21 protein-coding genes are annotated in these 24,590 nt (G+C 62.4%); 17 read left to right on the top strand and 4 right to left on the bottom strand.

The annotated features are described in order from the left end of the window. Nucleotides 1-7 precede the first annotated feature (7 nt). The 5 genes from AB1286_RS25010 (at nt 8) to AB1286_RS24990 (ending at nt 6,350) form a co-directional block, all read left to right on the top strand. Nucleotides 8-1,300 carry an aspartate carbamoyltransferase gene (locus AB1286_RS25010; protein WP_430365921.1) on the top strand — a complete coding sequence of 431 codons (1,293 nt, stop codon included), beginning with the start codon at nt 8-10 and terminating at the stop codon, nt 1,298-1,300. A gap of 279 nt (nt 1,301-1,579) precedes the next feature. Next, nucleotides 1,580-2,266: a 2Fe-2S iron-sulfur cluster-binding protein gene (locus tag AB1286_RS25005; protein ID WP_430365920.1), complete on the top strand. Its 687-nt coding sequence runs from the start codon at nt 1,580-1,582 to the stop codon at nt 2,264-2,266. Nucleotides 2,267-2,285: 19 nt separating this feature from the next. Beyond that, a complete protein-coding gene (locus AB1286_RS25000; protein ID WP_430365919.1) occupies nt 2,286-3,308 on the top strand; it encodes an FAD binding domain-containing protein in 1,023 nt (340 codons plus the stop codon). After that, on the top strand, nt 3,305-5,527 hold the full coding sequence (locus tag AB1286_RS24995) for a xanthine dehydrogenase family protein molybdopterin-binding subunit (RefSeq protein ID WP_430365918.1): 2,223 nt from the start codon (nt 3,305-3,307) through the stop codon (nt 5,525-5,527). The genes AB1286_RS25000 and AB1286_RS24995 overlap by 4 nt, the downstream gene beginning before the upstream one ends. A gap of 232 nt (nt 5,528-5,759) precedes the next feature. Beyond that, nucleotides 5,760-6,350 (top strand): nucleotidyltransferase family protein, encoded by a 591-nt coding sequence (locus tag AB1286_RS24990; RefSeq protein ID WP_430365917.1) that lies wholly within the window; start codon nt 5,760-5,762, stop codon nt 6,348-6,350. 66 nt (nt 6,351-6,416) lie between these two features. On the opposite strand, the gene AB1286_RS24985 is transcribed toward AB1286_RS24990, so the two are convergent. Then, entirely contained in the window at nt 6,417-7,445 is a 1,029-nt protein-coding gene (locus tag AB1286_RS24985; RefSeq protein WP_430365916.1) for a zinc-dependent alcohol dehydrogenase family protein, read from the bottom strand. Between the two features lie 124 nt (nt 7,446-7,569). On the opposite strand from AB1286_RS24985, the gene AB1286_RS24980 reads away from it, so the two are divergent. The 8 genes from AB1286_RS24980 to AB1286_RS24945 all read left to right on the top strand — a co-directional run bounded on the left by AB1286_RS24980 (nt 7,570) and on the right by AB1286_RS24945 (nt 16,225). After that, nucleotides 7,570-8,511: a LysR family transcriptional regulator gene (locus AB1286_RS24980; RefSeq protein ID WP_430365915.1), complete on the top strand. Its 942-nt coding sequence runs from the start codon at nt 7,570-7,572 to the stop codon at nt 8,509-8,511. A gap of 188 nt (nt 8,512-8,699) precedes the next feature. Next, entirely contained in the window at nt 8,700-8,852 is a 153-nt protein-coding gene (locus AB1286_RS24975; RefSeq protein WP_430365914.1) for a hypothetical protein, read from the top strand. 169 nt (nt 8,853-9,021) lie between these two features. After that, nucleotides 9,022-10,563, top strand: coding sequence for a methyl-accepting chemotaxis protein (locus tag AB1286_RS24970; RefSeq protein ID WP_430367310.1), 1,542 nt, complete (start codon nt 9,022-9,024; stop codon nt 10,561-10,563). A 191-nt stretch (nt 10,564-10,754) separates the two neighbouring features. Further along, nucleotides 10,755-12,500 carry a peptidoglycan D,D-transpeptidase FtsI family protein gene (locus tag AB1286_RS24965; protein WP_430365913.1) on the top strand — a complete coding sequence of 582 codons (1,746 nt, stop codon included), beginning with the start codon at nt 10,755-10,757 and terminating at the stop codon, nt 12,498-12,500. A 205-nt stretch (nt 12,501-12,705) separates the two neighbouring features. Continuing rightward, nucleotides 12,706-12,909, top strand: a complete 204-nt coding sequence (locus AB1286_RS24960) for a hypothetical protein (RefSeq protein WP_430365912.1) — start codon at nt 12,706-12,708, stop codon at nt 12,907-12,909. A 133-nt stretch (nt 12,910-13,042) separates the two neighbouring features. Continuing rightward, on the top strand, nt 13,043-14,131 hold the full coding sequence (gene pdhA / locus AB1286_RS24955; protein ID WP_430365911.1) for a pyruvate dehydrogenase (acetyl-transferring) E1 component subunit alpha: 1,089 nt from the start codon (nt 13,043-13,045) through the stop codon (nt 14,129-14,131). Continuing rightward, nucleotides 14,124-15,107: an alpha-ketoacid dehydrogenase subunit beta gene (locus AB1286_RS24950; RefSeq protein WP_430365910.1), complete on the top strand. Its 984-nt coding sequence runs from the start codon at nt 14,124-14,126 to the stop codon at nt 15,105-15,107. The genes pdhA and AB1286_RS24950 overlap by 8 nt, the downstream gene beginning before the upstream one ends. Then, a complete protein-coding gene (locus tag AB1286_RS24945; RefSeq protein WP_430365909.1) occupies nt 15,104-16,225 on the top strand; it encodes a dihydrolipoamide acetyltransferase family protein in 1,122 nt (373 codons plus the stop codon). The genes AB1286_RS24950 and AB1286_RS24945 overlap by 4 nt, the downstream gene beginning before the upstream one ends. Here the strand turns inward: AB1286_RS24945 and AB1286_RS24940 are convergent. Then, entirely contained in the window at nt 16,222-17,742 is a 1,521-nt protein-coding gene (locus AB1286_RS24940; RefSeq protein WP_430365908.1) for a cryptochrome/photolyase family protein, read from the bottom strand. The genes AB1286_RS24945 and AB1286_RS24940 overlap by 4 nt on opposite strands. A gap of 237 nt (nt 17,743-17,979) precedes the next feature. Here AB1286_RS24940 and AB1286_RS24935 point away from each other — a divergent pair, with 237 nt between their 5' ends. Next, nucleotides 17,980-18,135: a DUF3309 family protein gene (locus AB1286_RS24935; protein WP_430365907.1), complete on the top strand. Its 156-nt coding sequence runs from the start codon at nt 17,980-17,982 to the stop codon at nt 18,133-18,135. 359 nt (nt 18,136-18,494) lie between these two features. On the opposite strand, the gene AB1286_RS24930 is transcribed toward AB1286_RS24935, so the two are convergent. Beyond that, nucleotides 18,495-19,205, bottom strand: coding sequence for an MgtC/SapB family protein (locus tag AB1286_RS24930; protein WP_430365906.1), 711 nt, complete (start codon nt 19,203-19,205; stop codon nt 18,495-18,497). A 177-nt stretch (nt 19,206-19,382) separates the two neighbouring features. Here AB1286_RS24930 and AB1286_RS24925 point away from each other — a divergent pair, with 177 nt between their 5' ends. Beyond that, entirely contained in the window at nt 19,383-19,940 is a 558-nt protein-coding gene (locus AB1286_RS24925) for a DUF4142 domain-containing protein (RefSeq protein ID WP_430365905.1), read from the top strand. Between the two features lie 114 nt (nt 19,941-20,054). Here the strand turns inward: AB1286_RS24925 and AB1286_RS24920 are convergent, their stop codons facing one another. Beyond that, nucleotides 20,055-21,356, bottom strand: a complete 1,302-nt coding sequence (locus AB1286_RS24920) for a UDP-N-acetylglucosamine 1-carboxyvinyltransferase (protein ID WP_430365904.1) — start codon at nt 21,354-21,356, stop codon at nt 20,055-20,057. A gap of 372 nt (nt 21,357-21,728) precedes the next feature. On the opposite strand from AB1286_RS24920, the gene AB1286_RS24915 reads away from it, so the two are divergent. Together AB1286_RS24915 and AB1286_RS24910 are read left to right on the top strand one after the other, a co-directional pair. Further along, a complete protein-coding gene (locus AB1286_RS24915; RefSeq protein ID WP_430367309.1) occupies nt 21,729-22,298 on the top strand; it encodes an IMPACT family protein in 570 nt (189 codons plus the stop codon). Between the two features lie 1,287 nt (nt 22,299-23,585). Beyond that, on the top strand, nt 23,586-24,485 hold the full coding sequence (locus AB1286_RS24910) for a DUF72 domain-containing protein (protein ID WP_430365903.1): 900 nt from the start codon (nt 23,586-23,588) through the stop codon (nt 24,483-24,485). Nucleotides 24,486-24,590 lie beyond the last annotated feature (105 nt).

Here is a 24,590-nt window from a genome sequence, read left to right as displayed (position 1 = left end):
CCCGCCGATGACCGTCCCCCAGCAAGCCTTCCTTCGCGACGCGATGCGCCGCATGAACATGACGCGCGACGCGTTCGCGAACCGCATCGGCGTCAGCCGGCGGGCCCTAGACACGTGGCTTTTGCCGGAAGATTCGCAAGAATCCCGGTCGATGCCCGAGATCGTCGCGCGCTTCGTTTCTGAAATCGTCGTCAATTCCGCCCGGGAAGGCGGATATACGCAACGCGTAGATTCATCGTCGTTAGCCAGCCAGATCCTATTCGAAGGCAAGCCGCAGTTGCTGTCGGTCGATCAGTTCTCCCGCGATTCCGTCGAAGCGCTGTTTCGCGTCGCCGATTTGATGCAGCCGATCGCGCGACGTCAAAAGATCTCCCGCGTCCTCGAAGGCGCAGTCTTAGGCAATCTGTTCTTCGAAGCGAGTACGCGAACCCGAGTTTCGTTCGGCGCGGCGTTCTGCCGCTTGGGCGGATCCGTCTGCGATACGACCGGATTTACGTTCTCGTCGATGGCAAAAGGCGAATCGATCTACGACACGAGCCGCGTCATGAGCGGCTATGTCGACGCGCTCGTCGTGCGGCATCCCGAGCAAGGCTCGGTCGCCGAATTCGCTCGCGCGACGAATCTACCCGTCATCAACGGCGGCGACGGCCCGGGAGAACATCCCAGTCAAGCGCTCCTCGATCTTTACACGATCCAGCGGGAATTCTCTCGGCTCGGCAAGATCGTCGACGGTGCGCATATCGCCCTTGTCGGCGACCTCAAATACGGACGCACCGTCCATTCGCTCGTAAAACTCCTCGCGCTATATCGCGGCATTAAATTCACGTTGATTTCGCCGCCTACGCTCGAGATGCCCGCTTACATCGTCGATCAAATATCGCGCAACGGGCACGTCGTCGAACAGTCGAACGATCTCTCGTCGGGCTTGCGCGGCGCCGACGTGGTCTACGCCACCCGCATTCAAAAAGAACGCTTCACCGACGAGTCTTTCGAAGGCTATACCCCCGACTTTCAAATCAATCAGGCACTCGTCGATGCGACCTGCGAGCGCGACACGTTAATCATGCACCCGCTGCCGCGCGACAGCCGCCCCGGCGCGAACGATCTGAGCACGGATTTGAACCACGATCCGCGGCTCGCCATCTTCCGCCAAACCGATAATGGCATTCCCGTACGCATGGCGATTTTCGCGGTGCTGCTCGGCGTCGACCATCTCGTGCAACATTCGATGCGTGACGCAGCCTGGCGCCCGCCCGCCTATCTTGGCCCGGACGATGCCGTATTTCACGGTATCGATTGACTCGGCCGTCCAACGACGGACATAACCCACTCAAGCGTTTTCACGCCGTAGCAGCAGATTTCCATCAACCTGCTATAACACTCTGACGCGCGATCTATCGCGCGTCACGACTCCTCGTCCCTATTCATTTGCCCATTGCGATTGCCCGCACATCGCATGTGCTCGCCAAATCACTGCCGAGGCACATGAAGTCTATATAGGCCACTGCTAGCAGGCACTCCCCTTGCTCGCGGCAGGGGACGCCCGATCGCCGCCTTTCACGGAGCTCGTTCATCTCCTATGTCCAAGCCCAACTCTACCGATGACGCCTCGCGCACACCCAATCTCGGGCGCCGCCGATTTCTTCAATCCGCCGCCGCGGCAGCCACCATTGGCGCGGCGCCTCATTTGCACGCCGAAGGACAACCCATGGCCAATCCGCCATCCACGCCCACACCCGCACAAGCTGCGGTCCCTGCTCGTCCCGTGCATCTAACGATCAACGGGCGCGCGTACGCCCTGCACCTCGAGCCTCGCGTAACACTACTCGACGCGCTACGCGAATACGTCGGACTTACCGGTACGAAGAAGGGCTGCGATCGCGGGCAATGCGGCGCATGCACCGTCCTCGTGAACGGCCGCCGCATCAACTCATGCCTGACTCTGGCCGTCATGCACGAAGGCGAATCCGTCACCACCGTAGAAGGACTCGCGGCTCAAGAAAACCTGAGTCCTTTGCAGCGCGCCTTTATCGAACACGACGCCTTTCAATGCGGCTACTGCACGCCGGGCCAATTGTGCTCGGCAACGGCCCTGCTCGACGAGTTCGGTTCGGGCGCGGCAAGTGCGGTCACGCAAGACGTTCGTACTCGGCCGCCAGCGCTTACCGACGACGAAATCCGCGAACGCATGAGCGGCAATCTCTGTCGCTGCGGCGCCTATCCGAACATCGTCGCAGCGGTGCGCGTCGTCCACGAGCGCGGCTAGCGCAAAAAGGAGCCGAACCATGGAGGCAATCGCATACGAACGCGCTACCGACATCGCCGCTGCCGTGCACGCGGCACGCGAACCAGGTGTCGCGTTCATCGGCGGCGGTACGAATCTGCTCGATCTGATGAAAGGCGGTGTCGAACGGCCGAGCAAGCTCGTCGACATCACCCATTTGCACGACGATGGTCTCGACACGGTGCGCGCCCTGCCGGACGGCGGCATTCGCATCGGCTCGCTCATGCGCAATAGCGATGCGGCCAATCACCCGCTCGTGCGCGAACGTTATCCGCTATTGACGCAAGCGCTACTCGCGGGCGCATCGGCACAGTTGAGAAACATGGCGACGGTGGGCGGCAATCTCATGCAACGCACGCGTTGCCCCTACTTTTATGACACGGCATTTGCCGGATGCAATAAACGCACGCCCGGCAGCGGATGCTCCGCCGTTCACGGCTACCATCGTACGCATGCGATCTTCGGCGCCAGCGAGGCATGCATCGCGGTCAACCCGTCGGATATGAGCGTCGCGCTGGCCGCGCTCGATGCAACCGTTCAGGTGGCCGGCCCCGGCGGCACGCGCGGTATCCCCATCGGCGAGTTTCATCGCCTGCCCGGCGATCGGCCCGATCTCGATACCACGCTGCAATCGGCCGAACTCATTACCGCAGTCGATCTGCCTCCATCGACGTTATCGAGCCTTAGCACCTACCTCAAGATCCGCGATCGGGCGAGCTACGCATTCGCGCTCGTATCGGTCGCCGTAGCGCTGCACATGCAAGGCGACAATATCGAAGCCATTCACATCGCACTCGGCGGCGTGGCGCACAAACCCTGGCGCGCGACGATCGCGGAGGGCCTACTGACGGGCCAACCGCTCGACAACAAGACCCTGCAAGACGCCGCCGCGGCGCAAATGCGCGACGCGCACCCGCTGCGCGACAATCGCTATAAGGTCACGCTGGCCGAGCGCGCCATCGTGCGAGCCGTCAACGTAGCGGCTGGGCGGGAGCGTCTTGGCGTCACGGGAGAGCCCGCATGAACATGATCGGTCAACCCCTCGACCGCACCGACGGCGTACTCAAAGTCACGGGCGGCGCGAAGTACGCCGCAGAGTTCCCCGCGTCGCAACTCGCGCATGCCGTACTCGTTACGAGCACGATCGCATGCGGCCGGATCGCGTCGATCGACACCACGCAGGCGCGAGAAATGCCCGGCGTGATGCTAGTCATGACGTCGCGCAATGCACCGCGTTTGCCCAACGGCGGCCAGCCTTCAGTCGCCCCGCCGGCACAACGGCGGCTCTCGCTGTTGCAAACCGATGAGGTTCGCTACAACAACGAGCCGATCGCCGTGGTCGTCGCCGACACGCTCGAGCGTGCGATCGACGCCGCCAACCATGTGCAAATCACATATGCACCGGCCTCACCCGCGCTCGATTTCGCCGCGGCCAAAACGCACGGTCATCCGCCCGAATCGATGATCGGCGGCAAGCCCGACACGGAGCGCGGCAACATAGCGCATGGACTAAGCGCGGGCAGCGTGCGCGTCGAAGCGGTGTATACGACGCCGATGGAACATCACAACCCAATGGAGCCGCACGCGGTCATGGCCGCGTGGGACGGCCCGCGCCTAACGCTCTATGACACGAGCCAGGGCGTGGGCAACGCAAGTAAAGCCGTGGCGACGTTCCTCGGCATCAAGCCCGAAGATGTCCATATCGTTTCGCCGTTCGTCGGCGGCGGCTTCGGCTGCAAAGGCTCCGTGTGGTCGCACGTGGTGCTTTGCGCGATGGCGGCACGGCAAGTCGGCCGGCCCGTCCGCCTTGCCCTGACGAGGCCGCAAATGTTCGGCTCTGTGGGCGGCCGGCCTTATACCGAACAGCACCTCGCGTTGGCCGCCCGCGAAGACGGCACGCTCACCGGTTTGCGCCACGATACGTACTCGAACACGTCGACGTTCGAAGACTGGACCGAGACTTCCGGGGTCATCACGCGCATGCTCTACGAAGTGCCGAACCTTGCGACGACGCACCGGCTGGTACCACTGAACGTCGGCACGCCTACGTTCATGCGCGCACCTGGGGAGACGACCGGCTCGTTCGCACTCGAATCGGCCTTGGACGAGATGGCCGCCGCATTGAAGATGGATCCGCTCGCATTGCGGCTCAAGAACTACGCGGAAATAGATCCACAGGAACACAAGCCCTGGTCGAGCAAGCAACTGCGCGAGTGCTATCGCATCGGTGCCGAGCGCTTCGGCTGGGCAAAACGCACGCATGAGCCTCGCTCGATGCGCCGAGGCAATACACTCGTCGGTATGGGCATGGCCACGGCCACCTACCCGGCACACCGCAGCGAGGCAGCCGCGTTCGCGCGCATCTTGCCCGACGGTACGGCGGTCGTCGCATCGGGCACGCAAGATCTCGGCACCGGAACGTATACGGTCATGACGCAGGTGGCCGCCGACGCTCTCGGCTTTCCGATCGGACGCATCAGCTTCGCACTCGGCGACTCATCGCTCCCGCATGCGCCGGTCTCGGGTGGATCGCAATCGGTCGCGAGCGTAGCGCCCGCCGTCAAGGAAGCCGCGACGGCCGCACGCCAGCGCTTGATCGAGACCGCCTGTGCGGATGTGGACTCGCCACTGCACGGGATGTCGATATCCGACGTCACCGTTGTCGATGGCTGGGTCGTCGCACGCAACGACACCTCGCGGCGCGATCCGGCGGCGGCCGTCATCGCCCGGGCCGGCGGTCGTCCGATCGAGGGGCACGCCACGGCCAAACGGGGAGACGAAGCAAAGCGCTACGCCTTCCACTCGTTCGGCGCGGTCTTCGTGGAGGTCCATGTCGATGCCGCACTGGGTACGATTCGCGTACCCCGCGTGGTTGCCGTCTACGACGTCGGCAAGCTGCTCAACGAGAAAACCGGCAAGAGTCAGCTAATGGGCGGAATCGTTTGGGGCATAGGCGCGGCACTCGAAGAAGAGACCGCACTCGATCCGCGATATGGACGTTTCGTCAACGCGAACCTGGCGGAGTACCACGTGCCGGTCAATGCGGACATCGGCACGATCGACGTAAGCGTATTGGACATTCCCGATCCGCAATTCAATGCACTCGGCGCACGCGGCATCGGCGAGATCGGTATCACCGGGGTGCCCGCGGCGATCGCCAATGCGGTTTATCATGCGACCGGCGTACGCGTGCGCGATCTGCCGATTACGCTGGATAAGGTGTTGCAAGCGAGGAGCGCGTAAACCGCAAGGCCTGCTCGCTATCCTCCGCTTGCCGATCGCCGCCACGCTATCTCGGCGGCGATCGACTTGTCACGATTCCCCACTTCGGCACTTTATCGTTTGAAAGATCACAGTTTCACGCGATGCAATGCGCGCGAGCCCACTCGTCCATGCAGATCGCACTTGCTCCCGGCAATGGCGCGCCGCACAATCCGAACACGCTTCGACTTCCCGCGTTAGATACGACACAACTATGACCTACGCATCGTCCACCACGGCATTGCTGCTTGCGGCGGGCCGCGGCACGCGCTTCGATCCCAACGGCCTTCAAAACAAGCTGTTGGCCCCGTTGCCCGACGGCACACCGGTTGCGTGTGCGGCGGCGCGGGCGTTATTGGTCGTCTTGCCGCATGTCACCGCAGTGGTGCGGCCCGGGGCTGAGGCGCTCGCGCACGCGCTGAACGACGCCGGTTGCGACGTCGTGTTCGCAACAGACGCCGAACGTGGAATGGGCGCGAGTCTCGCCGCCGGTATCCGCGCAACGGAAAACGCCGAAGGCTGGATCGTCGCGCTCGCCGATATGCCGTGGATTTCGTCGGCGACGATCGAATCGATTGCACGTCACGTCGACGGCGGCGCTTCAGTTGTTGCGCCGATCTATCGCGGGCGGCGCGGCCATCCGGTCGGCTTCGGCTCCATGCATCGCGACGCGTTGCTCGCGCTCGATGGCGACGTGGGTGCGCGCGGCATCCTCGAATCAGCCGATGTCACGTCGTTCGATGTCGACGATGCGGGCGTACTAGCGGACATCGATACCTTCGCCGACCTGCATCGGCAGCGATAGCCGGCGGCCCGCATCCGACAGCACGGCGAGGCGGGGCGCTCGCCGTTCCTATCGCTACGCCACACCTTAACTTACCTTCACGACAATCTTTCCGAAGGCGCCGCGCTTCAGGTGTTCGAATGCCTCGGGCACTCGATCGAAGTCATAGGACGCATCGATGACGGGTTGCAGCGCGACGGCATCGACCGCGCGCACGAGCGCTTCCAGTGCCCGTCGATGCCCCACGCCGATGCCCTGAATGACCGGCCTCGTCAAAAACGAAGGCACGCTCGGAAACGTCATCGCATACTCCCCCAACACGCCGATCAGCGAAATCCGCCCGCCTTGTCGAATCGCGCGAAGCGATGCACCCAGATTCTCGCCGCCGACGAGCTCGAAGATATGGTCGACGCCGCGTCCGCCCGTGTATTCGCGCACTTGCACGTCCCACGGCACATCGACGGTCCGGTCGATGACATGCGACGCGCCGAGCTCGAGTACGCGGCGCCGCTTGTCTTCGCTGCCCGACGTCACGATGACCTGCGCACCGTGCGCGCGGGCTAGCTGCAAACCGAAAAGCGCCACGCCGCCCGTACCTTGCACAAGCACGGTCTGTCCGGCATGCAAGCCGCCCTGTTCGACGAGCGCGAACCATGCGGTCAGCCCCGCGCACGGCAACGTGCTGGCTTGCGCGGCATCGAGCGATCGTGGCGCGCGAACGAGCCAATCCTCGTGAAGTACGACATACTGCGCAAGCACCCCCGGCAACGAGCCTCCAAGCACGCGCGCATGGGCCGGCCAATCGCCGTCTATCCATCCGGCCCAAAACGTACCCAACACCGTATCGGCCTCGCGAAAGCGCGTCACGCGCGAGCCCGTCGAGACGACGTGGCCTGCGAGATCGGATCCGGGCGTAATCGGAAACGGCATCTCGGCACTTAACTCCTTTCCCTCGATGACGCCGATATCGCGGTAATTGAGCGACACGGCATCGACTCGAACCAGCACTTCGTGTTCGCCGGGCGTAGGAACCGGAACCTGCTCCAGCATCAAATGCTGGGCGCCGGGACGAGCTACGGTCCATCGCTTCATTGTCGAATTCGTCGATTGATTCATGTTCGCACTCCTGATTGATCGATGGAGAAAATCGTAATGGAGATGGAACATCGCCAGTGGCGGCAAAAATTCGCTTTGTTGTAGACTTTTCGGAACCAATCGACAAAAACAAGGCGATGTCCTCATGACGGATCGACTGACAGGCATATCCGCATTCGTTCAAGCTGCGGAAGCAGGCAGCTTCGCATTGGCTGCCGACCGCTTGAACCTAACGCGCTCGGCGGTAGGCAAGAGCATTGCGCGCTTGGAGGAACGCCTCGGAACGCGGCTCTTTTTGCGCACGACGCGCCGTCAAACGTTGACGGCCGATGGGCAAGCGTTTTACGACCGCTGTGTCCGCGCGTTGGCGGAGCTCGATGCCGGCGAAGCGGCGTTGTGCGCCTCGCGCGTTTCGCCGCAAGGCCGCCTCCATGTCAGCGCGCCCGTTTTATTCGGCCGGCGCTGCGTGGCCCCGGTGCTCTTGGAGCTAGCCGGCCGCTATCCGAAGCTCGAACTGCAAATGAGCTTCACCGATAAGGTCGTCGATCTCGTCGACGAGAACATCGATCTCGTCGTTCGTAGCGGATCGCTGCGGCAAGCACCGGCGGATCTTGTCGCCCGCAAGCTAGGCGAGCAAACGATGATCGTCTGCGCGAGCCCGGACTATCTCGACCGCCATGGCATGCCGAGAACCGTGGCCGAGCTCGAAGGCCACCATGCCGTGATGTACGCAACGGGCAGGCGCGAAGCCGCGTGGCCGCTATCGGACGATACGGCGTCGATGCGAACCGTCACGATGAAGCATCGGTTACGCTTCGACGATTTGGAAACGATCGTCGCCGCCGTGAAAGCCGGGGCCGGTCTGGCTCGCTTGCCATGCTGGCTCGTCGCCGACGACGTTCGCAGCGGCGCCTTAAAGCGCGTATTGGCAAAGACGCCGGGCCCTCGAATCGACGTCCACCTCGCCTGGCGCCGTACACGTCACTTGCCTTCGCGCGTACGCATCGCAATCGATTTGCTGATGGCGCGCTTGCCTCCCGTACTCGCGATCGGCACAGGACCGGCATACGAGCGATCGCACGGATAACGCTCATTGCCGCGAGGCGGTCGTCGGGCATGCTTCATGCTGAAGCGCCCCGTCCACCCGAGCGTCTCTGTCCACGATCCCACGTGTGCCGAAATGCCGCGCGCCGTGCCGGCGGATAGCGTATAAAAGAGACGAGGTTCCAAATTGTCTCGGATCTTGCCCACTCTCGTTCCCGATAGGCATACGCCATGGACTATCGCATGCACACCGCGCCGATTCCCGATCCCATCGCCGACCCCACGCGCGATCCCGAGGGCGAACCCATCGTGCCCCCGGCGCCCGGCCATCACAACGACGAACCGCAGCGACCGGAAGGACCGCCCGATAAAAACCCCTCGTGAGCGTTGCCGCTCCGGTGCGACAAAAGCGCTCCATTGATCAAAATCAGGGTTTCTCCCCCTGCGCCGCTTTAGATAATCCGTCGATAGACCGGTATGGCGCGGCTCCATTCGAGAAGTATTGCTCGAGCCGCCAACCAATGGACTAATCGAGAGCGACGCAATGCAGAAAATGACCTTGAATCAAAAGCTTGGCTCGATGATCGCGGTGCTATGGGCGGGGCTGATCCTGATCGGGATCGCCGGCGTCTGGCAAAATCGCGCATCGATGATCGACGATCGCAAGAGCGAACTCATTGCGCTCGTACAGCAAGCGAACAGCATCGCCCAGCACTACTACGACGCGTCGCAGCAGCATGCGATGAGCGAGGACGACGCGAAGAAGCAAGGCCTTCAGGCCATCGCGGTACTGCGTTACGGCAAGGACGGCTACTTCTCGATCAACGATTCGCAAGCCGTCATGCTCATGCATCCGATCAAGCCCGAGCTGAACGGTAAAAACCTGGCCAACTTCACGGATCCCGCCGGCAATCATCTCTTCCAAGATATCGTGAAGGCAGCAGCCGAGCCGGGCGGCGGCTTCATCCATTACCTGTGGTCCAAACCCGGCAGCCAAGTACCGGTGCCGAAGATGTCGTACGGGTTGCGTTTCACGCCGTGGGATTGGGACATCGTCACCGGCATGTATATGGACGACATCAACGCGGCCTTCATGTCGAGCCTTGTGCGCTGGGTCGGCATCATCGGCGTGCTCGGCATCGCCGCGACCGTCGCCATGGTGCTCGTGCTGCGCAGCGTGCGCCGCGGGCTCGGAGGCAACCTCGAAATGGCGGTCGCCACGGCCCGACGCATCGCCGAAGGCGATCTGACGGCGCGCATCCCGGTCGAGCATGGCGACGACTCCAGCTTGATGTCGGTGCTCGCCCATATGCAATCGGGTATCGCCGATGCCGTCATGCGCGTCCGCGCAGGGACCGAGAACATCAACGTCGGTGCCGGTGAAATCGCGGCCGGCAATACGGATCTCTCTCAGCGTACGGAGCAACAAGCGGCAGCGCTCGTGCAAACGGCGTCGAGCATGGATGAGATGACGACGAACGTGAAGATGAATGCCGAAAGCGCTTCGCAAGCCGCCAAGCTCGCCGAGCAAGCGGCGGGCGTCGCCACGCGCGGCAGCAGCGTCGTGGACGACGTCGTGCGGACGATGAACGAAATCACGTCCAGCTCGCAGAAGATCGGCGACATCATCGGCGTCATCGACGGCATCGCATTCCAAACGAACATTCTCGCGCTGAACGCGGCGGTGGAAGCGGCACGCGCCGGTGAGCAGGGTCGCGGCTTCGCGGTCGTCGCCTCGGAAGTGCGCAGCTTGGCTCAGCGTTCGGCCACGGCGGCCAAGGAAATCAAAGCGCTGATCGAAACCTCGACGAATACCGTCGACCAAGGCGCAGCACTGGTCGCGAATGCAGGCTCGACGATGGGTGAAATCGTGCAATCGGTACGCCGCGTCAACGAAATCCTCGAAGAGATCAGCAACGCATCGCGCGAACAGAGCGCCGGCATCGAGCAAGTGAACCGGGCCGTCGGCGAAATGGACAAGGTGACGCAGCAAAACGCCGCGCTCGTGGAGGAAGCGGCCGCGGCGGCACAATCGCTGAAAGATCAAGCCGGCGTGCTGCGCGAGGCCATCTCCGGCTTCTCGCTGCCCGCATAACCGGCGACGACGTATACGTTAGGAACAAAGGGTTTCGCGTCGATGCCGAATCGTCTCCAAAAGGCAGGCGAATCGGCGTCGACGCGCTCACCGCCGAATAAGCGTTAGCGGTGCACTCGCACGAATACTTACATTTTTATTACAATACGGGCTTCGCGCCACCGGGCGCGCTACAAGACGACGCCCGTTCAATGCCCGCATCGAAGCCTAAACGCCCCACCCCGTATTCCTCTCGCTCGCTGACAGGCGACGCCTTGCTGACCCCGCGCTGGCATCCCAAGCGCTCCACTTGCGTCATGGTGGTGATCACCCTCGCGTTCGTCACGCTCGTGGCGCGCGCGGGTTGGGTACAGATCGTCGAACACGACTTTCATGTCGCACAGGGTGAAAAGCGGCATCGGCAAATGCTGGCGCTCGAAGCCAAACGCGGCCCGATCGTCGACCGCGACGGCGCGCTACTGGCTGTGAGCCTGACTACCTACGAAATATGGGCCGAACCCAAGCGGCTCGATCGCGAAGCGCTCGAGCCGCTGGCCAAAGCACTCGCCCTGCCGAAAGCGCACTTACAAGCGCGCCTCGATTCGGGGCTCGCGAACGTTCTGCTCAAACGCCACGTCGATGTCCAAACGGCCAGCCGAATCACCGACCTAGCCCTCGCAGGCGTCACGCAAATCCCTACCTCGAAGCGTTTTTATCCCGAAGGCGAATCGGCTGCGCACGTCGTCGGATTGACCGATAGCGACGACGCGGGCCAAGAAGGTGTCGAACTCGCGGCGAACCACGTACTCGCCGGCGAGCCGGGCGAGCGCGAAGTGATTCGCGACCGGCTCGGGCGTGTGGTGTCGGACCTGCGCCCGCTCGTGCCCGCGCATCACGGTCAAACCGTTCGCCTCACCATCGATCGACGCATTCAACAGCTCGCGTTCGCCCAATTGAAAGCCGCACTCGAGCGCCATCAGGCGCAAGCCGGAAGCGTCGTCGTCCTCGACGCCGAAACCGGTGAAATTCTCGCGCTGGCCAACGCCCCGTCGTTCGACCCGAATGCGCGCGCCAGTCTCACGACGAATACGATGCGCAATCGCGCCGCCGTCGATACGTTCGAACCCGGCTCGACCATCAAACCGCTCGCCATCGCGACCGCGCTCGACGCCGGGCAAGTCCGCCCCGATACGCTCATCGATACGGCGCCGGGCTGGTACCGGCTCGGTCGCCACACGATTCACGACACGTCGAATCACGGCACGGTCAGCGTAGCGCAAGCGCTCGCCACGTCGAGCAACATTGCGCTCGCCAAGATCGGGCTGACGCTCCCGCCGGAATCGCTGTGGACCGCCTATCGGCAATACGGCCTTGGCGTGGCCCCGCCGCTGCCGTTCCCGGGTGTCGCGACCGGGAAGCTGAGGCCATGGGCGCGGTGGCGCCCCGTCGAACACGCGACGATGGCCTATGGCTACGGCTTATCGACTTCGCTGCTGCAAATGGCTCAGGCCTATACGGCGCTAGCCGGCGACGGCACCGTCCGCCCCGTCTCCCTCCTCGCCCGCGACGAATCCGCCGAACCGGCGCCCGCCCCGAACACGGCGGCTCAGGTAACGACAGCCGCCACGGCCGCATCGATCCGCTCGATGCTCGAAGCGGCGACCCTGAAGGGCGGCACGGGACGGGCGGCGCGTGTCGAGGGCTACCGTGTGGGCGGCAAGACGGGAACGGCTTGGAAGCATGCGGGTACGGGATATGCGAAGGGGAAATATCGCTCGCTGTTCGTCGGCATCGCGCCGATCGATGCACCCCGTCTCGTGGTGGCGGTGATGATCGACGAGCCTACCAAACGCTCGTATTACGGCGGTGCCGTCGCCGGACCCGTCTTCTCCGCGGTCGCCGGCGGCGCGCTGCAATTGCTCGGCGTACCGCCGAACCAGCCCGTTCCCGAGGCTTAGCCGTTTCGCTCGATCCGGTCCTCAATGAACGGCTCGCGCTTTGCGTATGCCTGCCTAAAATCGATGTGGCGTGCGGCGCGCGAAACGTCGGTCGGCACGCATTGCTCAGCGGAATCACCGCTGCCTATCCATTTTTTTTGAAGGCCCGCGCTTGCTTGCAGGCGCTCCCCGCACAGCTCGATGCGAGCCTCGTTCGGAGAACTCGATGAAAGACGCAGCCAACGGCGAGATCAGCGCATTCGTTCAAACGGCAGAGCATCAAGGCGGTTATGTCTGGGTACTCACGCTTGTCGATTTCGGCGCACGTGACGTCAAACGCTCGCTTGTATCCGACGAAATCTATGCGACGAGCGCCGCTGCGCGCGATGCGGGCAACGCACGGTTGCAAGGGATGGCGGCGGACGCTTGAACATGTTCCGAGGAGCGCGTGGCCGGACGCGCGCACTGTTGCGAGTCCTCCTTGTTTTCGGATGCAAACGTACTAACGTTTGAAGAAGAACAAGAGTAGCGCCCGGGCGCGGGCGCTCTTAAGGACATCGATCATGACGACGGTCGCCAGCTTTCATATCGAGTACACCCGGTTTCTCGATGCTGACGGCGTACCGACGCAACCCCTTCCCGAATTCGCTAAGGATCCCGAACTACTGTCGGCGTTTTATCGCGCGATGGTGCTGACACGCGCCTTCGATGCGAAGGCGGTCGCGCTTCAGCGTACCGGCAAACTCGGCACGTTCGCGTCCTCGATCGGGCAAGAAGCGATCGGCGTCGGACTCGCATCGGCAATGCGCCCCGAGGATGCCTTGTTCCCCTCCTATCGCGACCATGCGGCGCAACTGCTGCGCGGCGTCACGATGACGGAAAGCCTGCTCTATTGGGGAGGCGACGAACGCGGCAGCGCGTTCGCCGCGGCGCCGCACGATTTTCCGAATTGCGTCCCCATCGGCACGCAGGTCGCCCACGCGGCCGGCGCCGCCTATGCGTTCCGCCTCCGAGGCGAGCCTCGCGTAGCGGTCGCGATCGTGGGCGACGGCGGCACATCGAAGGGCGACTTCTACGAGGCGATGAACATGGCCGGCGTATGGCGGGCACCGCTCGTGATCGTCATCAACGACAACCAATGGGCAATCTCGCTGCCTCGCTCCGGGCAGACCGCTACGCAGACCCTGGCGCAGAAAGCGATCGCAGCCGGGATCGAAGGTCGGCAAGTCGACGGCAACGACGTGATCGCCGTCCACGAGGCCGCTCGTGTTGCCCTCGCCAAAGCACGCCGCGGCGACGGCCCCTCGCTAATCGAAGCCATGAGCTATCGCTTGGGCGATCACACGACAGCCGACGACGCCACGCGCTACCGCGATCCCGAGATCGTCGCTCAGGCCTGGCTGGCCGAGCCGATCGTACGCCTACGCAAATATCTCGTCTCGCTGGCGGCCTGGGACAAGCAGCGTGAAGACGAACTGCATCGAGACTGCGCGCGGCGTCTGGACGAGTCCGTACAGTCGTATCTCGCGATCGGGCCGCTCGATCCCGCTGCGATGTTCGATCATCTCTATGCGTCGCTGCCGCGCGCCTTGAATGACCAATTCGCGAACGCGCTGCAATACGCGTCGCGAGCCGAGCGCGATCATGGCTGACATTACCCTCGTCGAAGCCGTCAATCTCGCCCTCGCGCATGCGCTCGAGCACGACCCTGCGGTGGTGTTGCTCGGGGAAGATATCGGCGCGAACGGTGGCGTGTTTCGTGCGACGCTCGGCTTGCAGGCGCGATTCGGCGCGCAACGCGTCGTCGATACGCCGCTTGCCGAGGCCGGCATCGCCGGCACCGCGATCGGCATGGCTGCAATGGGATTGCATCCCGTCGCCGAGATTCAATTCACGGGTTTCATCTATCCGATCATCGATCAGATCCTCAATCACGCGGCACGCTTGCGCCATCGAACGCGCGGCCGATTGAGCTGCCCGCTCGTGATCCGCTCGCCGTGCGGTGCCGGCATTCATGCGCCGGAGCATCACTCCGAAAGTCCGGAAGCGCTCTTCGCCCACATACCGGGGCTGCGCGTCGTCATGCCCTCCTCGCCCGCGCGCGCCTATGGATTGCTGCTCGCCGCGATCGACGATCCCGATCCGGTCATCTTTCTGGAGCCGACGCGGCTATACCGCCTGTTCAAACAGCCTGTCGAAGACAACGGCGACGCGCTGCCGCTCGACACGTGCTTTACGTTGCGCGAAGGTACCGACGTTACGCTCGTTTCCTGGGGCGCCATGCTGCAAGAGGTACTAACGGCCGCCGATGCATTGGCTGCGGACGGCATCGCCGCCGAAGTCATCGACGTGGCCACGCTCAAACCGCTCGACATCGACACGATCTTAGCTTCGGTCGCCAAGACGGGCCGCTGCGTCATCGTCCACGAGGCGCCGCGCACCTGTGGCCTCGGCGCTGAAATCGCGGCGGCCATCGCCGAGCGCGGACTTTATTCGCTGCTCGCGCCGGTGGAGCGCGTGACCGGGTACGACGTCGTCGTCCCGCTGTTCAGGCTAGAGGCTGAGTACATGCCGAGCGTCGCGCGCATCGTCGGTGCCGCACGAAAAACGCTCGAGGCATCCACATGAATATCTTTAAACTGCCCGATCTCGGCGAAGGCCTGCAAGAAGCGGAGATCGTCGAATGGCATGTCAAACCCGGCGATGAAGTCAGCGCCGACCAACCGCTCGTCGCCGTGGAAACGGCGAAGGCGATCGTCGAGATTCCATCGCCGCAAGCGGGACGCATCGCCAAGCTCTACGGCAACAAGGGCGACATCGTGCATTTGGGCGCCGCGCTCGTCGGCTTCGAAGGCGAAGGAAGCGCGACCGATACCGGTACCGTCGTCGGGCAGGTTCAGACGAGCGAGCACGTCATCGCCGAGGTTCCGCCGAGCTTCGCCGCTCCCACGGGTGCGCGCGTGGGCACCATGGCCGTGCGGGCGACACCCGCCGTGCGCGCACTGGCTCGCAAGCTCGACATCGATTTGGCGATGATCATGCCTACCGGTCCGGATGGCGTGGTGACGTCGAGCGATGTCGAACGCACGGCGAAGCTTCTGGCCGAACTCGGTCCGCCCGAAACGCTGCGCGGCGTGCGGCGCGCCATGGCGCAGAACATGGCGCAAGCGCAAAGCGAAGTGGCGGCGGCCACGGTGATCGACGATGCCGATATCGACGCATGGGAACCCGGCGCGGACGTGACGATTCGTCTGATCCGTGCGCTCGTCGCGGGTTGCCGCGCGCAGCCGGGACTCAATGCATGGTTCGATGGCCGCACCGCGCGGCGGCGGGTGCTGGCGAAGATCGACGTCGGGATTGCCGTCGATTTGCCGGATGGATTGTTCGTGCCCGTCCTGCGCGACGTTGCGCATCGCGATGCGCACGATCTGCGCGCCGGGCTCGACCGGATGCGCGCGGATATAAAAGCGCGCAAGATTCCGCCCGAGGAAATGCGGGGTAACACGATCACACTGTCGAACTTCGGGATGATCGCCGGCAAGTATGCGGCGCCCATCGTCGTGCCGCCTACCGTGGCGATACTCGGGGCCGGCCGCGTGCACGATGCCGTCGTAGCACGCGAAGGCAAGCCTGTCGTGCATGTCGTCTTGCCGCTTAGCCTTACCTTCGATCACCGCGTTGTGACCGGTGGCGAAGCCGCGCGCTTTTTGGGTGCCGTCATCGACGACTTGGAGCGGGCCGCTTAGCTTTCTTCGTTATCTTCTTCATCGTGCCCGCTCACGGCGCGATAGCGCGCGAGCGTCGCCGCCCTTGCCTTGGCGTGATCGACGATAGGAAACGGATAGTCGCGGCCGAGCGCGAAACCGGCGGCGGCGAGTGGCTCGGGCGCGGCAAGCCACGGCGCATGAATCCATTTGTCGGGCACCGCCGCGAGTTCCGGCACATATCGCTTGATGAATTTTCCGTGCGGATCGTACTGCTTCGATTGCGTCACCGGATTGAAGATACGAAACCACGGTTGAGCATCGCATCCTGTCGAAGCGGACCATTGCCATCCGCCGTTGTTCGCCGCGAAATCGAAATCGTTGAGCCACTCGTCGAAATGCGCCTCGCCACGGCGCCAATCGATACCCAAGTCCTTCACGAGAAAACTTGCCGTCACCATGCGCAAGCGATTGTGCATATAACCCGTTTGCAGCAGTTGCCGCATCCCCGCATCGACGAGTGGGTACCCTGTCCTGCCTTCGCGCCACGCATCGAAATCCGCATCGGCCTCGTCGCCGATCTCCCACTTCAAGGCGTCGTATTCGGGCTTGAACGACGCCGCGCTCGCCAGCCGCGGATTCATCGCCAGGACCATGAAGAAAAACTCGCGCCAAATGAGTTCGGACAACCACGTACCGGCCCCGCCGCCGCCCGGCTGGAGCATCAGCGCATGTGCCTCGCGCACGAGCGTGCGGATCGAGATCGTGCCGAATCGCAAATGCGTGGACAGGTAGCTCGGCCCTTTCACCGCCGGAAAATTGCGTTGCGACTCATATCGATCGATACGCTCGTTGAATTCGTCGAACAAGCGTTGGGCGCCGCGCATGCCGGCCGGGAGCTTAAGTGTCGCCAGATCGCTCGGCGCAAAGCCCAGCGTCTCCAGATCGGGCCACCGAAACTCGGGAGCGTCCGGCGAACCGGGCGGCGGACACAACTGGCCTCGCCTCGGCTCGACCGGCCGCGGGGCGATGTCGCCCGGGGCCAGCCGCGCCAGCCAGGCACGCTTATAGGGCGTAAACACCGTATAAGGATTGCCCTGCATGTTCAGGATCTCGTCGCGCTCGAAAATCACTTGATCCTTGAGCGTGACGAGCCTACGTCCACTTTCCTTCAGTTGCCGTTCGACCGTTTCGTCCCGCGCGATCGCGGATGGCTCGTAGTCGCGATTCGCGTAGACAGTGTCGATATCGAGTTGCTCGGCCAAGCGCGCAATGGATTGCACGGGCTCGCCGTGCACGACGATGAGACCGCCGCCCATTTTCCGAAGTGCTTGGTCAAGTTCGCGCAGCGACGCAAAAATAAAATCGATGCGCCGATCGGCCGGGGGGACATCGGGGCTCGCGCGGCGCTTGCGTGCCAACAATGGCTCGAGAATCGTCGTATCGAAGACGAATGCGCACCATACGCGATCGGCACTGCCTAACGCCCGACTGAGCGCGGCATGATCGTCGCAACGAAGATCCCGGCGAAACCAGACGAGCGCGCGCGCCTCGCTCATGACGCCCCTCCGGCCCAGGCGTTTCGTATCGGTTGTTTCATCGCTCGATCGGTCGCCACAGCGTATTCCGTTTGTAATGTCGACGAACCGGCGACTATACCGCCGCGCGCGAAAAACGTCCAAGGACCGCGACGCGCCGGGCCTTGCGCGAAATTCGAACCGGGAGGCATATAAGTTGCGGATCGAGTGGCCAGCGGCTAACGCCGCACGTTATCAACCATATCAAGCGAGGGCGGTATGTTAGGCACGATCCTGCTCATCATTCTCATCCTGCTTTTGATCGGCGCGTTTCCGGCCTGGCCGCATAGCCGGAGCTGGGGCTATGCACCGACAGGCACGCTCGGGATTATCGTCATCATCGTCGTCATTCTCGTCGTGCTCGGTCGTATATAGACGGTAGGCCGGCTGGACCAAACCCGTGCGGGCCGCGCGCGTCGCTTGCTCGCACGGGCGGTCGTCAATCGATTCAGCCGGCCGCTCTTCCCTTCACTATACGAACGCGTTCCCCCAAAGCCTACGGCGGCATCCATTCCCGATCGACTGGCCGCGCCGTCGGACGGCTGCATAGCATCGACCGCAAACCCTATTCGTTGCGCTCACAACCAATTACGACAACACCAATGCTACCGGCTCTGAAGTGACCGACGACACCTGGGTCGCGTTTGTGCGTGTGCGTCAATCGGGTCGTCAGCGCACCATCGCCCTGCTTAATGTAAGTGATCCTAAACAGCGTACGGCCGGTTGACTCCGCTTCAATCCGTCATCGACCAATGCACCGATTGGGCGCCGCTCGCGCGCCCGATATCGTCAAAGGCGGATGCGATCCGATGAGCGTCGAACTCTTCCTTCCAGTGCACGAGATAGCGCGATTCGCAATTGCCCGCGCCCTCGCGCATGTCCGCACCGCGCGGCTCCAGCGAACACCCTAGTCGTTTCAATTGATCGGCCAACCGTTGCGGGCAATCGGATCCGATTGGGTGCGTCACGGTGAGCCACGCCGCCTTGCGGCGTTCCAGCTTGTGCTCGACGATACGCAGCCCCCATAAAACGGCCAAACCGATAACGGTGCCGGCGATACCGAGACGATACTGCCCCCCACCGAAGCACAGCCCGATGACGGTCACGAACCAAAGCATGGCAGCCGTCGTCACGCCGCTAATCAGGCCGTCCTTGCGAAACACCGCGCCCGCGCCGATGAATCCCATCCCCGTCAAAATCCCGAGCGGAAGACGCATGAGATCGAGCACCGCGTAGCTGCCTTGCCCCTTACCTGTCTGCGTGAGCAGCGCGTTGACTTGCAGCATCGCGACGCAGGCCGCCAGGCACACGAGAATCGTCGTACGTAATCCCGCTGCCTTGCCCGATTCGCTCCGGTCGAATCCGAAGGCGGCTCCCGCGACCAGTGCGCACGCGAGGCGCGTGAGGGCAGACATCCAGTCAAGCGTAAGCGGCATCGTCTCCATATGCGTAGCGCGTTCGATCGCATCGATGCCTCACGCGCAGCAAAGCGTGCGCCCAAGCGGCGAGACCGATATTGGGCTGCTAGGTACGGCGTTTGCAGCGCAATAACCACGGTCGCGTCGATCTCGATGCATCGACGCGCATCGTCTCTTTCAACGCTGAGCTTTTAAGGAGCCTAAATGAAGCGAACCGCTCTAGCCTTGACCTGCTGCGTCTTGCTGCTCCCCGTCGGCATCGCCCAAGCGCAAACGCCCGGCGCATCGCAATCCGAAGCCGCATCGACGACGGCTGCCAATCCGTTGCCGCAACCCGACCGCGACTTCGTTCAGGCCGCTTCGATGTCCTCGTCCACCGAAATCGACGCCGCCAAGCTCGCTCAGAAGAATTCAAGCGACAAGGACGTGAAGTCGTTCGCGCATCACATGATGCTCGACCACACGAAGCTGACGGTCGAATTGAAGGCGGCGACCCCGCATGGCGTCGAGGCACCCAAGGACAATTCCGATACGAGCCTGCTCGATGAATTGAAGCCGTTGAAGGGCAAGGAATTCGACGACGCCTATATCGCGAAGATCGGACTCAAGGGCCACGAAGATGCGGTCGCGGCGTTCAAGAAGGAAATCGCCGACGGTCGCAACGCCGATCTCAAGAAGCTCGCGCAAAAGGGGTTGCCGACCATCGAGCACCACTACCAACTCGCGCAGCAACTCGCCAAGAAAAAGGGCGTGCAGCAGTAACCGTATAGCCGTAAACGTGTAACCGGCCGGCTTCAGCTCCGGCCTACCGGCGCGATGAAGCGCATGCAGCGGCATGTGCTTCGTCGTGTTCCCGTCTTCAATTAAGGCCAGCGTTTAGTCGCCGGCTGTCCATTCCACGTTGGCGCCGACAGAACGCAGGTTCTCGACGAAGCGCGGATGCGCACGCCGGATCGGCAACGCATTGGCGATGATCGAGCGCCCTTCGATGCTCGCGGCCACCATAAACAGGGCAATGGCGACGCGGATGATATAGGGACTTTCGACTTTCGCCGGGCTGAGCGGAATGCCGCCGAACGTAATGAGCCGGTGCGGATCCGACAAGAAGACGTGCGCCCCGAACTTAGACAGTTCGACCGACCACCCCATCGCCCCGTCGTACACCTTGTTCCAGAACATCGCGCTGCCTTCGGCACGGACGCCGAGCGCGATAAAGATCGGCAGTAAATCGACGGGCAGATACGGCCACGGCGCCGCTTCCACCTTCGTCAGAATATTGGGCGTAAACGGTCGGCGCACACGCAGGGGGCCGTCGCGCAGCGCACGCGACCAGCCGTCGCGATGCTCGAGTTCGACGCCGAACTTCGCAAATGTGCGATCGATCAGAGGAAATTGTTCGGGCGCGCCGTTCTTGACGACGATATCGCCGCCCGTGATCGCACCGAGCGCGAGGAAAGTCGCGATTTCATGGAAGTCCTCGCTAAAACGGAATTCGCCTCCGCCGAGTCGATGACCGCCTTCCACCATCAGTCGCGACGTACCGATGCCCTCGACAGGAACGCCCAGCATCGCGATAAACCGGCAGAATTCTTGGACGTGCGGCTCGGACGCGGCATTCACGAGCGTCGACGTGCCGGCGGCGCTAGCCGCGCAAAGGACGAAGTTCTCGGTTGTCGTGACCGAGGCGTAATCGAGCCAATGGTCGTTGGCCGCCATCCGCGAATGGGCGCGGACGATCAGCGAATCGGGCGTGCGCTCGACCGTTGCACCGAACCGCTCCAGTACCTCGACGTGCGGATCGATCTCGCGCACGCCCAGCGTGCAGCCTTTCACGTCGTTTTCGAGCCGCGCTACGCCGAAACGCGCGAGCAGCGGCGGCACGAGCATGATCGACGAGCGCATTTCCTCGGGCAACCGATGCTCGGCGGGATCGAAAGTAGTGGCGCGATGATGCAGATCGAGCACGCCCGTCGCGAAATCCATCGACACGTCGCTGCCTAGCGTACGGAAGATATCGAGGATTTTCTTGACGTCGGTGATCTCCGGCACGCCGATCAACCGCAGGGGCTGGTCGGTCAGCAAGGTGGCGCAAAGAATCGGCAGAACAGCGTTCTTATTGGCGGAAGGCGTGATCTCTCCGCGAAGCGGGAGGCCGCCATGGACGATCAAATCGGACATATTCGGGGGCAATACGAATGAAAAGGGGCGCGGCAGACAAACGCAGGCGCATATCATGCCATCGTCCGGGCGGGCGTGGACGGGAATATTGCCGAAAGTATCCGCAATTGCCAATTTCGCTTTCGGCGTTCGATAATTGCACACCGGGCAAAGCTTTTTGTCATACGTCGGCACGCTCCGGCCGGTGCTCCCGGTCGCGGCGAGTACCGGCACCCTCCGCTGCCGCGTTCGGCCTGCCGCAAATGCGAACCTGAGTGCGCAACGCTTTTGTGTCAAGCACTTACATAGTCTGTGACCAGGTTATACACAGCTTTGCCAACATAAACTGGGGATAAGTTCGTTTTGCCCACGTTCACACTTGCCGGCCCCGTCATGGCCGAGCTCGATATTCGCAAGAGCCGCTTTATCGCGCATGCGATTCCCGTCGCCGATCGCGACGCCGCCATGCAAACGTTGCGCCGCCTACGCGAGGAGCACCCTACCGCTACGCATGTGTGCTGGGCATTGCTCGCCGGAGGGCAATCGGGCATGTCGGACGATGGCGAGCCTTCCGGCACGGCGGGACGCCCGATTCTCGAAGTGCTGCGCCACCATGATCTCGATGGCGTGCTGGCGGCCGTCGTCCGTTATTACGGCGGCGTCAAACTGGGCGCGGGCGGCCTCGTGCGCGCTTATACCGATGCGATTGCGAGCGCCCTTCAGCATGCCGAACGTGTCGAACGGATCGCTCAGGCCGAACTGGCGGTCGAAATCGGCTATCCCGATGAAGCGCGCGTGCGCAGGTGGATGGAGCAGGAAGGCGCGGAACTCGTGGACAGTGTCTATGGGTTTTCAGTTCGGCTCGTGCTGCGCATGCCCGCCACGATGTGCGATGCCGCTCGCGTTGCCTTGCGAGACTTGACGCAAGGACGCGCGTCTTTTCCCGACGGCGTCGATCGCTGACGCGGCCCGCCCAGCAAGGCTTTCGGCTCGCACGGGCCGGCTTATTCTTTCGTTTTTGTTACAGATCACTCGATCCAACCGCGGGTCATGGAGTTGGCGTCCGGCACGCCATGAGATGCCGCTTCGGCCGCGGCTGAAACCTATCCCATGAATTGAGCGTGAAAACGCACTCCTTTCATCCAATTGCTTTGACCGAGGCGGGTCTACACTGCTTTCCATGGAGCAAGACATCAGCTCCATCCACGAAGCCCTCGCGAAGCGACGTGGTGTTAGGAAGTGATGTAGTAGCTGGAAGCAGTGGCAAGAATTCCTCTCAGCACTCAGGGTGATCGCTGATAGGTTTCAAAACCGGGGTTCGGGCAGGGCGTGGTAGCAGGTGGTACCTAGCAGTTCGAAGCACCTAGCAGTTCGAAGCACCTAGCGGTTCGAAGTACCTAGCGGTTCGAAGCACCTAGCGGTTCGAAGCACCTAGCGGTTCGAAGCACCTAGCGGTTCGAAGCACCTAGCGGTTCGAAGCACCTAGCGGTTCGAAGCACCTAGCAGTTCGAAGTACCTAGCGGTTCGAAGTACCTAGCAGTTCGAAGTACCTAGCAGTTCGAAGTACCTAGCGGTTCGAAGCACCTAGCGGTTCGAAGTACCTAGCGGTTCGAAGTACCTAGCAGTTCGAAGCACCTAGCAGTTCGAAGCACCTAGCAGTTCGAAGCACCTAGCAGTTCGAAGCACCTAGCAGTTCGAAGCACCTAGCAGTTCGAAGCACCTAGCAGTTCGAAGCACCTAGCAGTTCGAAGCACCTAGCAGTTCGAAGCACCTAGCAGTTCGAAGCACCTAGCAGTTCGAAGCACCTAGCAGTTCGAAGCACCTAGCAGTTCGAAGCACCTAGCAGTTCGAAGCACCTAGCAGTTCGAAGCACCTAGCAGTTCGAAGCACCTAGCAGTTCGAAGCATCTAGCAGTTCGAAGCATCTAGCAGTCACGAGTACCTGATGGGCAGTACAGTAGTTGCAGTATGGCAGTGCGCAGTACCCGCAGCACCAGCAGCACCTCACCTCGGAATAGCAGCACCTAGCAGTTGCAACACCCCTGGCAGTAGAAGCACCCCTAGCAGTAGATTCACCTCACCTCGAAGTTGCAGTAGACGGGCCCTGCCTCTTCCCTGGGTAGGGCCCTGCGCTTTTTAGCGTTCCCGCACAGACCGGTTAAGGGTAACCCCTGCTTCCGCACGCGATCCACCGGTGATTCGATGATCGATCATCCGACTAACGCTGGCGACAAGCCGTCGGCCACCGGCAATGACGACAATCCTTTGCGGCACCGCCGGATGGGCGGACAAATCCCTAATCGCCTGCAAGCGCTTTTATCCGCGCGGCTGCTCAAGCGCGCAGTCTCGGCTCGCCTACTACGCGTCGATCTTTCCGCTCGTGGAAGTCGACTCGAGCTATTACGCCCTCCCCTCAAGAACGAATTCCGAACTTTGGGTCGAAAGGACGCCAGAGGCCTTCGTCTTTAACGTCAAAGCCTTTCGCCTACTGACCGGACACCAAACCGGACGCGAGGCGCTGCCGCCGGACATTGCCCTACAGATACCGGAAACGGCAAAAAAGAATCTTTACTACCGCGATTTCCCGTCCGAGCTGCTCGACGAAGTCTGGCGCCGTTTTTTCGACGCCCTTGCCCCATTGAAACAAGCAGGCAAGCTAGGCGCCGTCCTATTTCAGTTTCCGCCTTGGCTAACAAGTTCCGCCCAAGGCAAAGCCCACGTCGAAACGTGCGTCTCGCGCATGAGCGGCCATACGATGGCGATAGAATTCCGCAACTCGTCTTGGCTCGACGACAAACATCGGTCCTGGACGCTCGGCTTCGAGCGCGAGCACGGCGTCACTCACGTGGTCATGGATGCACCGCCCGATGTAACGACGCGAGCGCAAACCGTCTGGGAAGCGACGAACCGTGAGTTAGCCATCGTGCGCCTGCACGGCCGTAACACCGAGACGTGGAATGCGACCGGCCCATCGGCGTCGGGCCGCTTCAATTATGAATACGCTGACGAGGAATTGCTCGAGCTCAGCATTCAAATCCAAATGCTTGCCAAGCAAGTCACGAAAACCCACGTGATATTCAATAACTGCTTCGAAGATCAAGGACAGCGCAATGGGCGCACCATGATGCAACTGCTGGAAGCGCAGTCATGAACGGAGGCGGTCCCACAGTGGGGCGCGTCATCGCGGGGCGCTGACGTCGAAGGCTTTGTCGTTCGCCGTGACCGGCCCGAACAGAAATAAAGATCGGTCGCGTTT

Origin of the sequence: Trinickia sp. NRRL B-1857, assembly GCF_050470685.1 — a bacterium.
GTDB lineage: Bacteria > Pseudomonadota > Gammaproteobacteria > Burkholderiales > Burkholderiaceae > Trinickia.
The sequence above is the reverse complement of the archived record's forward strand: the minus strand, read 5'-3'. Positions and strand labels throughout refer to the sequence as shown.

Bases quoted from the DNA above. Each gene is read 5' to 3' on its own strand.
- pdhA (WP_430365911.1), top strand. From the start codon at position 13,043: ATGACGACGGTCGCCAGCTTTCATATCGAGTACACCCGGTTTCTCGAT.
- AB1286_RS24965 (WP_430365913.1), top strand. From the start codon at position 10,755: ATGCCCGCATCGAAGCCTAAACGCCCCACCCCGTATTCCTCTCGCTCG.
- AB1286_RS24995 (WP_430365918.1), top strand. From the start codon at position 3,305: ATGAACATGATCGGTCAACCCCTCGACCGCACCGACGGCGTACTCAAA.
- AB1286_RS24960 (WP_430365912.1), top strand. From the start codon at position 12,706: ATGAAAGACGCAGCCAACGGCGAGATCAGCGCATTCGTTCAAACGGCA.
- AB1286_RS24950 (WP_430365910.1), top strand. From the start codon at position 14,124: ATGGCTGACATTACCCTCGTCGAAGCCGTCAATCTCGCCCTCGCGCAT.
- AB1286_RS24910 (WP_430365903.1), top strand. From the start codon at position 23,586: ATGACGACAATCCTTTGCGGCACCGCCGGATGGGCGGACAAATCCCTA.
- AB1286_RS24980 (WP_430365915.1), top strand. From the start codon at position 7,570: ATGACGGATCGACTGACAGGCATATCCGCATTCGTTCAAGCTGCGGAA.
- AB1286_RS25000 (WP_430365919.1), top strand. From the start codon at position 2,286: ATGGAGGCAATCGCATACGAACGCGCTACCGACATCGCCGCTGCCGTG.
- AB1286_RS24930 (WP_430365906.1), bottom strand. From the start codon at position 19,205: ATGGAGACGATGCCGCTTACGCTTGACTGGATGTCTGCCCTCACGCGC.
- AB1286_RS24970 (WP_430367310.1), top strand. From the start codon at position 9,022: ATGACCTTGAATCAAAAGCTTGGCTCGATGATCGCGGTGCTATGGGCG.
- AB1286_RS24945 (WP_430365909.1), top strand. From the start codon at position 15,104: ATGAATATCTTTAAACTGCCCGATCTCGGCGAAGGCCTGCAAGAAGCG.
- AB1286_RS24985 (WP_430365916.1), bottom strand. From the start codon at position 7,445: ATGAATCAATCGACGAATTCGACAATGAAGCGATGGACCGTAGCTCGT.
- AB1286_RS24915 (WP_430367309.1), top strand. From the start codon at position 21,729: ATGGCCGAGCTCGATATTCGCAAGAGCCGCTTTATCGCGCATGCGATT.
- AB1286_RS25005 (WP_430365920.1), top strand. From the start codon at position 1,580: ATGTCCAAGCCCAACTCTACCGATGACGCCTCGCGCACACCCAATCTC.
- AB1286_RS24940 (WP_430365908.1), bottom strand. From the start codon at position 17,742: ATGAGCGAGGCGCGCGCGCTCGTCTGGTTTCGCCGGGATCTTCGTTGC.
- AB1286_RS25010 (WP_430365921.1), top strand. From the start codon at position 8: ATGACCGTCCCCCAGCAAGCCTTCCTTCGCGACGCGATGCGCCGCATG.
- AB1286_RS24990 (WP_430365917.1), top strand. From the start codon at position 5,760: ATGACCTACGCATCGTCCACCACGGCATTGCTGCTTGCGGCGGGCCGC.
- AB1286_RS24920 (WP_430365904.1), bottom strand. From the start codon at position 21,356: ATGTCCGATTTGATCGTCCATGGCGGCCTCCCGCTTCGCGGAGAGATC.
- AB1286_RS24935 (WP_430365907.1), top strand. From the start codon at position 17,980: ATGTTAGGCACGATCCTGCTCATCATTCTCATCCTGCTTTTGATCGGC.
- AB1286_RS24975 (WP_430365914.1), top strand. From the start codon at position 8,700: ATGGACTATCGCATGCACACCGCGCCGATTCCCGATCCCATCGCCGAC.
- AB1286_RS24925 (WP_430365905.1), top strand. From the start codon at position 19,383: ATGAAGCGAACCGCTCTAGCCTTGACCTGCTGCGTCTTGCTGCTCCCC.